The organism is Halomonas sp. SpR8 (assembly GCF_031010195.1).
Lineage (GTDB): Bacteria > Pseudomonadota > Gammaproteobacteria > Pseudomonadales > Halomonadaceae > Vreelandella.
In genome coordinates, this window is the sequence record NZ_JAUAMC010000006.1 from 120026 (window position 1) to 133640 (window position 13615).

The 13615-nt window shown below is 57.9% G+C and carries 11 protein-coding genes; 6 read left to right on the forward strand and 5 right to left on the reverse strand.

What is annotated here, in order from left to right; all coding sequences use genetic code 11:
- Positions 1-162: 162 nt before the first annotated feature.
- Both QT230_RS13290 and QT230_RS13295 read right to left on the reverse strand, forming a co-directional pair.
- Positions 163-1218, reverse strand: a complete 1056-nt coding sequence (locus QT230_RS13290; protein WP_308322352.1) for a TRAP transporter substrate-binding protein — start codon at positions 1216-1218, stop codon at positions 163-165.
- A 558-nt stretch (positions 1219-1776) separates the two neighbouring features.
- Positions 1777-2706, reverse strand: a complete 930-nt coding sequence (locus QT230_RS13295; RefSeq protein WP_308322353.1) for a LysR family transcriptional regulator — start codon at positions 2704-2706, stop codon at positions 1777-1779.
- 179 nt (positions 2707-2885) lie between these two features.
- Here QT230_RS13295 and QT230_RS13300 point away from each other — a divergent pair, with 179 nt between their 5' ends.
- From QT230_RS13300 to QT230_RS20870, 5 genes are all read left to right on the forward strand, one after another.
- Entirely contained in the window at positions 2886-3875 is a 990-nt protein-coding gene (locus QT230_RS13300) for a tripartite tricarboxylate transporter substrate binding protein (protein ID WP_308322355.1), read from the forward strand.
- 24 nt (positions 3876-3899) lie between these two features.
- Entirely contained in the window at positions 3900-4334 is a 435-nt protein-coding gene (locus QT230_RS13305; RefSeq protein WP_308322356.1) for a tripartite tricarboxylate transporter TctB family protein, read from the forward strand.
- A gap of 33 nt (positions 4335-4367) precedes the next feature.
- Complete coding sequence (locus tag QT230_RS13310) at positions 4368-5864, forward strand: tripartite tricarboxylate transporter permease (RefSeq protein ID WP_308322358.1); 1497 nt, start codon at positions 4368-4370, stop codon at positions 5862-5864.
- A 63-nt stretch (positions 5865-5927) separates the two neighbouring features.
- Complete coding sequence (locus tag QT230_RS13315; protein ID WP_308322360.1) at positions 5928-7241, forward strand: aminotransferase class V-fold PLP-dependent enzyme; 1314 nt, start codon at positions 5928-5930, stop codon at positions 7239-7241.
- A 104-nt stretch (positions 7242-7345) separates the two neighbouring features.
- On the forward strand, positions 7346-7582 hold the full coding sequence (locus QT230_RS20870) for a glutathione S-transferase family protein (protein ID WP_374694464.1): 237 nt from the start codon (positions 7346-7348) through the stop codon (positions 7580-7582).
- Between the two features lie 91 nt (positions 7583-7673).
- On the opposite strand, the gene QT230_RS13320 is transcribed toward QT230_RS20870, so the two are convergent.
- Positions 7674-8156 carry an Lrp/AsnC family transcriptional regulator gene (locus tag QT230_RS13320; protein WP_064235587.1) on the reverse strand — a complete coding sequence of 161 codons (483 nt, stop codon included), beginning with the start codon at positions 8154-8156 and terminating at the stop codon, positions 7674-7676.
- Between the two features lie 177 nt (positions 8157-8333).
- Between QT230_RS13320 and QT230_RS13325 the strand changes: the two genes are divergently transcribed.
- Positions 8334-11849 carry an indolepyruvate ferredoxin oxidoreductase family protein gene (locus QT230_RS13325; protein ID WP_308322361.1) on the forward strand — a complete coding sequence of 1172 codons (3516 nt, stop codon included), beginning with the start codon at positions 8334-8336 and terminating at the stop codon, positions 11847-11849.
- Positions 11850-11904: 55 nt separating this feature from the next.
- Here the strand turns inward: QT230_RS13325 and maiA are convergent, their stop codons facing one another.
- Both maiA and QT230_RS13335 read right to left on the reverse strand, forming a co-directional pair.
- Positions 11905-12549: a maleylacetoacetate isomerase gene (gene maiA / locus QT230_RS13330; protein ID WP_308322362.1), complete on the reverse strand. Its 645-nt coding sequence runs from the start codon at positions 12547-12549 to the stop codon at positions 11905-11907.
- A gap of 25 nt (positions 12550-12574) precedes the next feature.
- Complete coding sequence (locus tag QT230_RS13335) at positions 12575-13594, reverse strand: fumarylacetoacetate hydrolase family protein (RefSeq protein WP_308322363.1); 1020 nt, start codon at positions 13592-13594, stop codon at positions 12575-12577.
- Between the last annotated feature and the right edge of the window lie 21 nt (positions 13595-13615).

Genomic DNA, 13615 nt, shown 5'->3' on the forward strand with positions numbered 1-13615 from the left:
ATCTTGATGGGGGGGGGATGGTTTTAATTGAAACTTAAAGGGGCAGGTTAACTATGGGAAGAGAGAGGTAGATGAAGGTGGTTGCTTGTATGGCGTCATCAGTCTGTGAGGGCTGCTCTCGCCGTCCAGCATGCGCAGCGGCGAGAACATTTAATTTCCACTTCAGTGGCTAACAACATCCGCTGCGATACTTTCTTCAGTCGCCTCATTGGCTAACTGTTCATGAAAGAAGGCAAGCGCTGCTGGCGTGTCAACATCACGACTTTTTACTGACTCACTCCAGGCATCCTGCAAATTGCTAGCGACGCCCCGCAGGTAGTCAATGTCTTGTTCCGATGCCTGGGTAAAAGTCGCGCCATTTTCCTCACCAAACTCAACACCGCGCTGGTCGGATACATCCATCATGTAGCCAAACAAGCGTGAAAGTCGCTCACCCGATACGCTTTCAATCGCCGCGCGGTCTTCGTCTGATACTTGATCCCAAAACATGGGATTCATGACAATTGCAAAGCTGCCGCGGTAGAAGCCGCCATCTACGGTAAGGGTATGCGGGGCTACTTCAGCGACACGAAAGCTACGCAAGCTTTCAAGCGTTAGCATGGCTCCGTCAACAACCCCCTGAGAGGCGGCCTCGTAGGTGCCAGTGGGAGGAATGGCGACACCGGTCACGGACATTGCCTCGGCTAAACCACTCATCACCCCGCCGCCCACGCGCAGCCGTTTGCCCGCAAGCTCATCAATTGAGCTAATTTGATCACGGGTAAATATTTGGCCAGGGCCATGTACACCCATCGCAACCACATCGACGCCGCGATGCTCATTGGCTTGCTGCAGATATTCTTGATGGGTATGCCAATACGCAGCGGAAGCATCTTCTGAGGAAAATTCCTCAAACGTAGGGAATTCAGGCAACTGCGTTGCTAGAAAGCGGCCCGCCATATGGGCGTGAAAAATCCAGCTGGCATCCGCAATACCATCCGCAACGATCTCCATTTGTGCCGGTGGAGGCCCCATATCGTGCACTACTTCTACCGTGACACGGTCATCAGTGGCTTCTTCAATCCACGCCTTCCAGGTCGGCCAAACAATGGTATTAATACCGTGATTCGGCCCACCCCACGTGCTAACGGTGATCGTTGCCTGCGCAAGTGCAGACATACTGAACGCCATGCTTGAAAGCGCGATAGCACCCATGAGTAAGCGAGCTGGTTGTTTCATGCGGAAACTCCAAAACGACGTTATTAACGTCTGTGTTGTTATTGGTAACGCCTAACACTGAGCAAGTGGCGCCTTCTCAGGTGGCGTAAATCACATCGCCTACCTTGCCTCTAGATAGTTTCAATTGCAACCAATTTGAGAATGTTGGCCGTCATACTTAAGTCTATTTTTCTGATGTTATGCTTGGTTCTCGAAATCTCAGCAGCTCTTCGCAGTTAATGGTGTGACGGTCATCGGTGGCGATTATGCTTAGGACAGCTACTACGCAATCCGACTCAAGCCGGTCCCACGATTCCTAGGAGGACTCATGAACTGTCTAACCAGCGACATACAAGCATTTGAAGCCCACGCAACTGGAGCTGACCGGCGCATCATCGGCCCGCATTTACTCCGAAAGCCACGGTGGTGTTAGCGCGCTCGACCCTGAGCTTCGCGTCGATGTGTCACCAGCCATTACGATATATCCCCGAGATATAGAGAAGTGTCCGCGCCCCTGGGCACGGGAGCGGTACCGACAGATCGTCCGATGGCTCTTATCGTTGCTTCCCATGCTCCCTGTCAATCACGATCAGGACGATTCTCGGGCAAGAAGAAGGGGCGAGTGAAGTCGGCTGCGTCGCTGAGGCGGTGGGTGAGTTCATCAAGCAGCTGAATACGTACCCCACCATGGTACAGCGCGTAGTAACCGATCGCAGGCAGAGGGGGGGTGGTCTCGAGGATCTCCAGTCCCTGCTCGCGGGCAAAACGCTGGACACAGAGTTTAGGTAATACGCTAATGCCACGCCCTGCTGCCACTAGGCCAACCAGCGCCAGCAAATTATCGGCAGTCAGGTTGGCGGCGGCCACACCCTGGTGGGAGAGCCAGCGGTTTACGTCCTGTGCGAATCCGGAGCGCTTGCCCTGGCTGATCAGGGTGTAGCGTTCGAGCGCCCCTATGGTAATGGGGCGGTAGCCGTCCACCAGGCCCTCTCTGGCCATGAAGGCCATCTCCACTTCCTCCAACAGCCGGGCTTCCACACCCGGCTGGGCGAAGGCCTCAGGGGCCTGGGGTATCACCACCAGATCCAACTCTCCATCCTGAAACTGCTGGTACAGGGTACGGCTCATATCGATGGTGACATCTAACCGTATATCGGGTCGCTCGATTGTGTAATCCCGAAGAAAGCCCGGGAGCCAGGTAAGGACGGCCAGATCGGTGAAGCCGATACGCACACGATGCAGCGTGCGCTCGGGTTGCTCATTGAGCTCAAGGATGTGCTTTGCACCGTCGAGCGTCGTGTAGGCCAGCTCCAGCAGCCGTTCACCCTCCTCGGTCAGTTGTGCGTTGCGGCGGGACCGATCGAAGAGACGCAGGCCGGTGGCCTGCTCCAGCTCGGAGATGCGCTTTGAAACGGTGGACTGCGTCGCGTTGAGGCGCTGGGAGGCGCGCTCGAACGTGCCGAGCTCGACCACTTGGACGAAAGTTTCGAGCTGCTTGAGGGTCAACATGGCATTACCGAATGATGAAAATTAAGACTCTTAATATATGCAATTTATTCGCTTTTTTGAAAGTGTGGAGTGCTTTTAATGTAGTGGGTGAGTGCTCAGCAGCATCAGGCTAGGGGTGTAGTACCCGGGTGAACAACCTGCATGGCTCTCAAAACATAATAGTAACAAGGAGTAAGACGATGAAGACTCACCCTATATCGGTACGGAAGGCGGTCTTAGGCGCGATGGCGACGCTGTTAGTGAATGGTCTGAGTACGTCGACTCTGGCGGCAGACTACCCCAGCAAGCCGATCCAGATGATTGTTGCGTTCGGCGCTGGAGGCAGCACCGATACCATGGCGCGCATCTTCGCCAAGTACGCCGAGGAGGAGCTTGGCGAGCGTCTGGTAGTAGTCAACCGGCCAGGTGCCGGCGGCGAACTGGGCTGGGTGCACTTAGCCAATGCTGCCCCGGACGGCTATACGATCGGTTTAATCAACTCACCGGTGGTGGAAGTCTACCCGTTCACGCGTGAGGAGACCGTTGGCTACTCCCTCGAAGACATCCGCCCGTTGGCCAACGTGATCACCGACCCGGGCATGCTCGTGGTCGCCACAAACAGTCCCTACCAGACCCTGGGTGACTTTGTCGCAGCGGTGAAGGACGACCCTAAGTCGATTATTGTCTCCCACGAGGGTGTCGGTGGTGACGATCACCTTGCGGCCCTCAACTTCGCCGCCGAAGCGGATATCGACCTCAACTTCGTCGCCTACAACGGCAATGCCGAGGCAACCGCCTCGCTGTTGGGGGGCCATATCACAGCCTTCGCAGGCAATATGTCGGAAGCAGTTATCCAGATTCAGGAAGGCAAGGCGCGCGGCCTAGCGATATGGTCTGAAGAGCGGGGCGAGCCGATTCCTGATGTGCCTACTGGGCATGAGCAGGGATATGACGTTTTGGCCGCGGCATCACGCGGATTTGCTGTTCCGGCGGACGTGCCTCAGGAGATCTATGACACCTTGCTGGACGTGACTCGCAAAGTCGTCGAGAACCCCGAATTCCGCGCCGAGATGGGCCGACTCAACATGCCGGTCAATCCCATTTACGGGCAGGAGTATGTCGACTTTATCCACGATAGTCACGACCGGATGAAGGCGCTCTGGGAACAGAATCCCTGGACCGAGCAGTAAACGGACGCCTGGAGGGATAGCCCCATGACTCTCGACACTATCGATCGTGCTGTAGCCTTGCTGATGGGTGCGGTCAGTGCCGCTGTGGTGATTACGGGTCTGGATATGCGCGGCGACGCGGGAGTCTTTCCTGTGATCGCTGGCACGCTGGGAGGGATGGTCTGCATAGGGATTGCTCTTTGCACCCTTTGCCGTCGCGCCCCTGACGAGCTACCTCCGCCGCTGGCATGGCCGCGCTTTGCCGTGTTGTGCCTGTGCGTGCTGGGACTGCTCGGCCTGATGGTGACCGCCGGCACCTTCATCGCGCTGCCACTGTTCTTGCTGGCCAGCCTGCGGTTGTTGGGCCACTTGCGTTGGCCGGCGGCTTTAATGATCGCTATGACCTTCTCCGCCGTGATCTTCGTGGTCTTCGTATACCTGCTGTCCGTTCCTCTGCCCGTCGGCTGGCTGGCAAGCTAGCGACGGCCAGCGACCTCACTCAAGAGACTCTCCATGGATGTATTGCTTCCTGCCCTTGGTAATGTGCTGACGCCAATGGCCCTGCTGACGATGTTTCTCGGCACCCTGGCCGGCATGACGATCGGCTCGCTTCCGGGGCTCTCCTCGACGATGGGCGTGGCGCTATGTATCCCCATTACCTTCGGCATGCCGCCGGATCTGGCGCTGATCCTGCTCGGTGCAGTCTACGTCAGCTCGGTCTATGGTGGGTCGGTGACGGCGATCCTGTTGCGCACCCCGGGCACGGATGCCTCCATCGCCACCGCGCTCGACGGCTACCCACTGGCGGAGGCTGGACGGGGCGGCGAGGCGCTGGGCATGGCGACCCTCGCCTCGCTGTTCGGCGGGCTATTCAGCGTGGTCGTGCTGATCGCCATCGCCCCGCCGCTGTCCACGGTCGCGCTGGCCTTCGGCCCCCAGGAATACACCGTGCTGGCGATCTTCGGGCTGGTGACTATCGTCGGTGTGGTGTCGGACTGTCCGCTCAAGGGCGTTCTTTCAGCGGCGGTGGGACTGGTTCTGGCCTGCGTGGGGTTGGACGCCTTCACCGGCATGCAGCGTTTCACCTTCGGCTACAGCGAGCTATTCGATGGGGTACCGCTGCTGCCGGTATTGATTGGGTTGTTCTCGGTCTCCCAGGCTTTCAACCTCTGCGTACCTATAGGCGGTGGCGTGCTGACTGGTAGAGAGCAGCAACTCAAGGGACGCCGACTCCCTCTGTGGCTCGACATTCGGCGTTGTCTGCGTACCTTGTTGCGTTCCTCGGTGATCGGCTCGGTGGTGGGCATTCTTCCCGGGGCCGGTACCAGCATCGCTTCCTTTATCTCCTACAACGAGGCGCGCCGTCATTCCCTGACGCCCGAGCGTTTCGGTAAAGGGGAACTGGAAGGGGTGGCGGCCTCGGAATCGGCCAACAACGCCGTGACCGGTGGCACGCTGATTCCCACTCTAACACTGGGCATTCCTGGCAATGCGGTGACAGCCGTCTTCGTCGGCGGGTTGACCATCCACGGGATGATCCCGGGGCCAAGTCTGTTTACCGACCACGCCGAGACGACCTACACCCTAATTCTCTCACTACTGCTGGCCAATGTGCTGTTCGCGGTGCTGGGACTGTGGCTGTGCCGCTACCTAGTGGTGGTGACCAAGGTGCCGGGCTCGGTTTTAGGACCGATGATCCTGGTGTTCAGCGTGATCGGCACCTATGCGCTGCGCAACGAGATCTTTGACGTCTGGCTCGCGGTGGTCTTCGGCGTGGTGGGTTTCTTCATGGAGCGCTGGCGCTACCCAGCTGCGCCTCTGGTGATAGCTCTGATTCTCGGGCCCATCCTCGAGGTCAACTTCAGGCGCTCAATGCAGATTTCTCACTGGGATCTGACCACCTTCTTCACCCGGCCACTGTCGTTGACGCTTTGCCTGCTCGTGGTGCTGGCGCTGGCGTATCCGCTCTGGAGTCAGTGGCGTCGACGCCGCAGCAGCGTCCAGCACTAATTCCCACGGCTTTTTTTATGAAGGTCAGGTAACGCCTGTGCCTGACCGATGGAGATATAAACCATGACGACAACACCAACTCCCATTGCGACTTTGCGCCAGCCCCTCGCGGCGGACGGTACCTTCCTTCCTGGTGAGCTGCTAACCCAGGTGCGGGAGCGCTTCCTGCACGTCGATACCTGCCCTTTTAGCGGCAAGCGGGTCTTTTTCGAGAATGCAGGTGGGTCATTAACGCTCGAGTCGGTGGTGACGCGAAGCACCGAAGTTGCCGGTATTCCCGACAACGAGCATCGAGACAATCCCGCCTCCCATGCCGTGTCGCAGATCGTTTCTTCTGGGCGTGACGACCTAGTCACCTTCTTTGGCGCCAGCGGTGGGGTCATCTTTGGCGGTGAGACCGGTACCGAATGCCTATTTCGTGTGATCCGCGCAGCAGCGCTCACCGCCGAGGCGGGCGGCAGCATTCTCGCGAGCTCGGTGGAGCACCCCGCGACCTATGACGCTACTGCACAGTGGGCACGTCGCACCGGCCGAGACTGGATCGAGGTGCCCTTCGATGTCGCTACAGGCCGTGTGACGGCGGCGCTCTACGCCGACTGCGTGCGTCCGGACACCCGCATCGCGACCATCCTGCATACTAGCCCGGTCACCGGCATGAGCATGGACGTTGCCGAGATTGCGCGCACAATCCGTGCCGTGGCCCCGGAATGTATGATCATCGTCGATGGTATTCAGCATGCGCCGCACGGGTTCCTGGCTGTCGATGACTACGGTGTCGATGCCTATGTCGTCTCGCCCTACAAGGCGTACTGCCGTTTCAATAACGGTTATACCTGGCTCTCCGATCGCATGAGCGTGGTCGATCATGACCGGCTCTCGGGCAAGCCCGCCGATGCCTGGGAGTTGGGCAGTCGTGACCCTTCGGCCCTTGCCGGGGTCAGCGAGATGATCAACTACCTCGCCTGGCTGGGCGGTCACTTCACCGATGATTCGTCGCGCCGCGCTTGCTTGGTCGCCGCTGGCCAGGCGATGCGCTCCCATGAGCGTGCCCTGGTGCATCGGTTGCTGTTCGGCGGCGCGGACCTGCCGGGGCTGTGTGGCTATCCCGGACTGCATTTGATTGGCCCCGAGGATTCTCCGTACCGTGAGGGGGTGGTGTCGTTCGCCGTCGAAGGGGTCGAGGCCAAGCATGTGGTCGCCGAACTTGGGGCGCGGGGGATACGCGTCCATGCGCGAAGCGACGACGTATTTTCCGGCAATATCCTGCGCCCGCTCGGGCTGAAGGCGGTCACCCGAGTCTCGCTGGCGCACTACAATAGTGCCGACGAGGTCGACGCCTGCCTGGCGGCGCTGGCCGAGGTGCTGCCGCAGGTGTAAAGCCCCGTGCCGCCCATCACCGCCATGCCTCGCGAGGCATGGCGCCTCGCTTTGCCGCCTGACCTCCCGCAAGCCTGGACTACGAGCAGGTTGCGGTGGAGCTCATGAAAGGAGAGCACCTCCAACAAGGCTTCCTTACTCTCAACCCCGCCGCCAAGGTTCTCACGCTGGTCGATGAAGGCCGTGCGATAACCGAATCACCCGCGATCCAGCTCTACCTAGCCGAAAAATATCTTTTATTCCAGAGTCGGTGGAGAAGAGAGCCCAGATGCACCGCTGGAGGTCTCCGAGTATTTCGTCAGGGACCTGCGAGAAGGTCTCACGGTAGTGCTGACCGCTAATCGATGGAGGCGGCTTCAGACCGCATCTATACCCTCAACGGTGAAGAGCCATGTTAGCGGTGAGCCTCCAGAGCTGTGGCAGTCGGTGGGTTCAGCGAATCGGGATAGCGGTCTCTTCTTTGATATTGCGTAGCACGAAATTGGAATTGACCTGGGAAATGCCATCCAGAGTGAAGAGTTTTTCATTCAGAAACCGGTCATAAGCTGCCATGTCTTCAATCACCACCCGCAGCACGAAATCGGCGTTGCCGGTGGTGGCATAGCACTGCAGAACTTCTGGGTATTGCAGGATGCGGTTTTCGAACTCAACGGTATTGTCGATGTGGTGGCGAACCAACGTCACCATAACCAGGGCTGATAGTGGCTGGCCCACTAGGCTGGGCTCCACCAGCGCCGCAAAGCGACGAATGACGCCACTCTCTTCCAGCGCCTTTACGCGTCGCCAGCAGGCGGCAGGGGAAAGGCCTATCTGTTCGGCAAGCTCATTGTTGGTAATGCGCCCCTGTTGCTGAAGCAGGGTAAGAATGCGCTGATCATGCCTGTCTAAGGTGATTTCTTTGGTTGCTTCTTTCATAGAGCTATTTCATTTATTTGTGATTTGTTGAATATCATTGCGAAAAAACGCTAAAAATGAAAGTAATGATTGAGAACCAGGGTTTTGAAGGGTGAATTAGCAAGCACCTTTAGTGCGCTCTTGGCTAGACTCAAGCGTATTACAACCATAACTCTTCAACCGTACTGGTGAACGCTCATGACCACCCCCTCAATCGCTGAGCAGGCGGGTTCTCTTACCCAGCCTCTCGATATTGCCCTCGATGACTATCAGCTGGCCGACCGCTATAGCCGTGGCGAAGGCCGTATTTTTCTCACTGGCACCCAAGCCTTGGTACGCATCGCCTTACGTCAGGCCGAGCTTGATCGCCGCAATGGTCGCCATACGGCAGGGCTCATCAGCGGCTATCGTGGTTCGCCCCTGGGCGGTGTAGACCAAGAGATTTGGCGGGCGAAAGCCGCCATGGAAGAGCACCACATCGACTTTGTCCCTGCTATCAACGAAGATCTGGCCGCCACCATGATGCTGGGTTGCCAGCAGGTAGAAACGGATCCTGACCGGCAAGTCGAGGGTGTTTTCGGCATGTGGTACGGCAAAGGGCCGGGCGTTGACCGTGCGGGTGACGCCCTGAAGCACGGTAATGCTTACGGCAGCTCGCCGACGGGTGGTGTGCTGGTGGTTGCGGGGGATGACCATGGCTGTGTGTCGTCCTCCATGCCGCACCAGTCTGATGTCGCCTTTATGGCGTGGTTTATGCCGGTGGTAAGCCCTGCGTCATTGGCGGAGTATGAACGCTTTGGGCTATGGGGCTATGCCCTTTCACGCTTTTCGGGTTGTTGGGTGGGTTTTAAAGCCGTGTCTGAAACCGTAGAGAGTGGTGCCTCAGTCGAGGTGCCTCCCTTGCCCGACTACGTAACGCCCGACTTCGAGATGCCGGAGGGCGGGCTGCACTATCGCTGGCCCGATTTGCCGGGGCCACAGCTCGAGACCCGCATTGAGCACAAGCTAGCCGCCGTACAGGCGTTTGCCACGGCTAATCCGATTGATCAGTATCTATTTCGCCAAGAGCAGGCGAGCTTTGGGCTGGTTACCACAGGTAAGGGGCATTTGGACTTGCTTGAGGCGCTGCGTTTACTGGGGCTGGATGAAGCCAAACTGCGTGATCTCGGGATAGAAATATATAAGGTTGGGATGGTATGGCCACTCCATCGCCCCGGCATCCTTGAGTTTATTCATGGCAAGCGTGAGGTGCTGGTCATTGAAGAGAAACGCGGCATTATCGAAAGTCAGTTGAAGGAGTACATGTCGGAACCCGACCATCCCGGCGAGGTAATCGTTACCGGCAAGCAGGATGAAACCGGCAAACCGCTGATTCCCTATGTTGGCGAGCTTAGCCCGCGTCTCTTGGCAGGTTTCGTGGCAGAGCGCCTTACGCGCTTTTTCGAGATTGATTTTAGCGACAAGCTGGCAATCGTTGATGCTTGCCAAGCAGGTGTTAAGGAACTTGGCGGTGTACGCCGCATGCCGTATTTCTGCTCGGGTTGCCCACACAACAGCTCCACCAAGGTGCCTGAAGGCAGCAAAGCCCTGGCGGGTATTGGTTGCCACTTTATGGCTTCGTGGATGGATCGCAGCACCGAATCGTTAATTCAGATGGGTGGCGAGGGTGTTAACTGGGTAGGTAAAAGCCGCTTTACCGGAAATGGCCATATTTTCCAGAACTTGGGAGAAGGCACCTGGTTTCATTCGGGCTCCATGGCCGTTCGCCAGGCGGTGGCAGCCAACGTCAATATTACCTACAAGATTCTGTTTAACGACGCAGTTGCGATGACGGGTGGTCAACCGGTCGATGGGCAAATCAATGTCCCCATGATTGCCCGGCAATCGTTGGATGAAGGCGTGCGCAGGGTCATGGTAGTCAGCGATGAACCCGAAAAGTATCGAGGGCATGAAAAAGAGTTTCCTAAAGAGGTGACCTTCCATGGCCGCGAAGAGATGGATACGCTGCAACGTGAACTGCGCGAGATTCCCGGCTGCACCGTGTTGATTTATGACCAGGTATGCGCGGCGGAGAAACGTCGTCGCCGCAAGCGTGGTTTGATGGAAGATCCCGCCCGCCGGGTGTTTATCAATCATCATGTTTGCGAAGGCTGTGGTGATTGCTCCGTACAGTCCAACTGTTTATCGGTGGTGCCGCGGGAGACCGAGCTAGGCCGCAAGCGCAAAATAGACCAGTCCTCCTGCAACAAGGATATGTCCTGCGTCAGTGGTTTTTGCCCCAGTTTTGTCACTGTTGAAGGTGGCCAACTGCGTAAAGGCCAGGGTGTTGCGGCGGATAACGCCTTTTGGCAGCGTATAGCGCATTTGCCTAATCCTGCAATCGCGCCTCTGAAGGCCCCTTATGACCTACTGGTGGGGGGCGTTGGTGGCACGGGCGTGGTGACCGTCGGTCAGTTGATCACGATGACGGCACACCTGGAAGGCAAGGGCTCCAGCGTGCTCGACTTTATGGGGTTCGCTCAAAAAGGCGGGGCGGTACTTAGCTATGTTCGCTTGGCAGCGCAGCCCAACGAGCTGAATCAGGTACGCATCGAAGCGGGGCAGGCCGATGCTGTCATTGCTTGTGACATGGTCGTGGCCAGTTCGCAGAAAGCGCTGAATGTGCTCCAGCCGACTACCCGTATTGTTGCCAACCTGGCGGAGCTAGCCACCGCGGACTATGTCCTGTACCGCGACGCGGATATGCAGCCCAGCAAACGCCTTAATCTGTTGCGTGAAGCGGTAGGAGACGAACGCTTTGCATCGCTGGATGCCAACCACCTGGCTGAACAACTGCTAGGGGATACGGTATTTTCCAATATGATGATGCTTGGGTTTGCCTGGCAACAAGGATTGGTGCCGCTTTCTGAACCTGCGCTGCAGCGCGCCCTGGAGCTTAACGGCGTCGCCGTGGAAAAGAACCGTCAGGCATTTGCCTGGGGGCGCTTGGCAGCGGTGGAACCCGACTATCTCCAGCAGCACCTGGATACGATGCCACTGCCCACGAATGCCTCCCTGGACGACGTGGTCGCGCGCAATCGTCGCCACCTGGAGCGCTATCAGAACCGTGCCTGGGCTGAACGTTACGTCGCCCAGGTGACAAAAGTGCGCGAAGCAGAAACAGCGTTAAACGGTGGCCAAGCATTGAGTGAAGCCGTCGCCCATCAGCTCTATCGCTTGATGGCGTATAAAGATGAGTACGAAGTGGCGCGGCTCTACACCCAGAGCGATTTCCTGGATGAAGTGAAAGCAACGTTCTCGGGTGATTACCAGCTAACCTTCCACTTGGCGCCACCGCTGTTGAGTGGCCGTAAGGATACGCAAGGGCGGCCCGTGAAGCGTCGCTTCGGCCCCTGGATGTTGAAGGCAATGGGCGCGTTGGCCAAGATGCGCGGTTTGCGCAACACGGCCCTCGACCCTTTCCGCTTCAGCGCAGACCGGAAGCTCGACCGTGCCTTACTGGCGGACTACGAGCAGCTGATTGACGAGCTAGTGGCGCGTCTTGATGGCACTAATCATGCCACTGCTTTGGCACTGTCCAAGCTGCCGGAAGAGATTCGTGGCTACGGGCCAGTTCGCGAAGCTGCCGCCGAGAAGGCGAATGCGCGCCGCGAGAAGCTGCTGATCGAATTACGCCAAGGTCGTTCGAAAGCCATCGCTGTCGAAGCCGCCTGAGGCTGCCCGCCAAGCGAAAGGCAGGCCGCGCAATGCGCGGCCTGTTCAGGAGGGTTTAGCTGGCGTCAGGCTGCGCCTCGGGTGCTGCCTTTTGGAAGGCTGTCAGTGTCCGGCAGTGGGCAGCGATGCGCTGGAGTGTCGGGTACGCTGATAAGTCGCACTCGAAGCGTTCTGCGTTATACACCTGGGGAACTAGGCAGATATCCGCAAGTGTCGGGGTGTCGCCATGGCAAAAGTCGCCGCTGCTGGGGGCAGTCGAAAGTGTTGCTTCCATGGCTGTGAAGCCCTCGGCAATCCAATGGCGATACCAGGCTAGCTTAGCCGCCTCATCTGCCCCCAGCTCACCGGTGAGATACTTGAGTACCCGCAGGTTGTTAAGTGGGTGAACTTCGCAAGCCACCATCTGCGCGAGGGCGCGAACCTGAGCGCGGGCTAACGCATTCGACGGTAGCAGCGCGGGTTCGGGGTGCTCTTCGTCGAGATACTCACAGATAGCCAGCGACTGGTTAATCACGCAGCTATCATCTAGCACTAGGCTGGGCACCAACCCCTGAGAGTTGCGCGCTAGATGATCGCCACTGCGCTGTTCACCTTTGACCAGATTGATCGGCACCTGGTCGTAGTCCAGGCCCTTCAGGTTTAAGGCGATACGTACCCGATAAGCAGCCGACGAACGGAAATAGCCGTAAAGTGTCGTCATGTTGCTTTCCTTATGTTGCCTCGCGTCATTTTGGCTGGTACTTCACGACTTGTTGATCGATCGTACCAAAGATGTTGTTGCCATCGCGGTCGAACATCTCGATGCGAACCCGGTCGCCAAAGCGCATAAAGGGCGTTTTTACTTGGCCGTAGAGTATCTGCTCCACCATGCGCACTTCGGCTAGACAGCTATAGCCCACTCCGCCATCAGCCACTGGCTTTCCAGGGCCGCCATCGGGGTCGGGATTGGAAACAGTGCCCGAGCCAATAACAGCACCCGCGCCTAGATAGCGGGTCTTGGCCGCATGGGCAACCAGCTGTGGGAAGCTGAAAATCATATCTGGGCCGGCTTCTGGCTCGCCAAACTTCTCTCCATTGAGGTGCACGGTCAGCGGCAGGTGTACCTTGCCATCCTGCCAGGCATCGCCCAGCTCATCGGGGGTCACCGCAATAGGCGAAAAAGAAGAGGCGGGCTTGGCTTGGAAAAAGCCGAAGCCCTTCGCTAGCTCGCCGGGAATAAGGCCACGCAGGCTCACATCGTTGACCAGCATCACTAGCTTAATGTGCTTGGCTGCTTGCTCGGGGGTCACTGCCATCGGCACGTCGTCAGTAATAACGGCGATCTCACCTTCAAAATCGATGCCATGCTCTTCACTCACCGCTTCGATATCCTCGGTGGGGGCCAGGAAACGGTCGCTACCGCCCTGGTACATTAGCGGGTCAGTCCAGAAGGTGTCGGGCATCTCGGCATTACGTGCCTGGCGTACCAGCTTGACATGGTTCAGGTAGGCGGAGCCGTCAGCCCATTGATAGGCACGTGGTAAAGGGGAGTGCAGCGTACTCTGGTCCAGCGCAAAAGCACCTTCAGCACGGCCACTGTTAAGTTGTGCATAGCGCTCTTCCAACTTGGGGCTAACCGTCGCCCACTCCTCAATAGCTGCCTGAAGTGTGGGCGCAATATCAACAGCGCTCACTGCACGGGAAAGGTCACGAGAGACAATGATAAGTTCTCCGTCGCGGCCCTGCTTAAGTGTTGCAAGTTTCATGGTGAATCAATCCTTGTCGTC

What these genes read in the sequence shown, in the direction of transcription:
- QT230_RS13290 (WP_308322352.1), bottom strand. Translation starts at nt 1,218, where the DNA reads ATGAAACAACCAGCTCGCTTACTCATGGGTGCTATCGCGCTTTCAAGC.
- QT230_RS13295 (WP_308322353.1), bottom strand. Translation starts at nt 2,706, where the DNA reads ATGTTGACCCTCAAGCAGCTCGAAACTTTCGTCCAAGTGGTCGAGCTC.
- QT230_RS13300 (WP_308322355.1), top strand. Translation starts at nt 2,886, where the DNA reads ATGAAGACTCACCCTATATCGGTACGGAAGGCGGTCTTAGGCGCGATG.
- QT230_RS13305 (WP_308322356.1), top strand. Translation starts at nt 3,900, where the DNA reads ATGACTCTCGACACTATCGATCGTGCTGTAGCCTTGCTGATGGGTGCG.
- QT230_RS13310 (WP_308322358.1), top strand. Translation starts at nt 4,368, where the DNA reads ATGGATGTATTGCTTCCTGCCCTTGGTAATGTGCTGACGCCAATGGCC.
- QT230_RS13315 (WP_308322360.1), top strand. Translation starts at nt 5,928, where the DNA reads ATGACGACAACACCAACTCCCATTGCGACTTTGCGCCAGCCCCTCGCG.
- QT230_RS20870 (WP_374694464.1), top strand. Translation starts at nt 7,346, where the DNA reads ATGAAAGGAGAGCACCTCCAACAAGGCTTCCTTACTCTCAACCCCGCC.
- QT230_RS13320 (WP_064235587.1), bottom strand. Translation starts at nt 8,156, where the DNA reads ATGAAAGAAGCAACCAAAGAAATCACCTTAGACAGGCATGATCAGCGC.
- QT230_RS13325 (WP_308322361.1), top strand. Translation starts at nt 8,334, where the DNA reads ATGACCACCCCCTCAATCGCTGAGCAGGCGGGTTCTCTTACCCAGCCT.
- maiA (WP_308322362.1), bottom strand. Translation starts at nt 12,549, where the DNA reads ATGACGACACTTTACGGCTATTTCCGTTCGTCGGCTGCTTATCGGGTA.
- QT230_RS13335 (WP_308322363.1), bottom strand. Translation starts at nt 13,594, where the DNA reads ATGAAACTTGCAACACTTAAGCAGGGCCGCGACGGAGAACTTATCATT.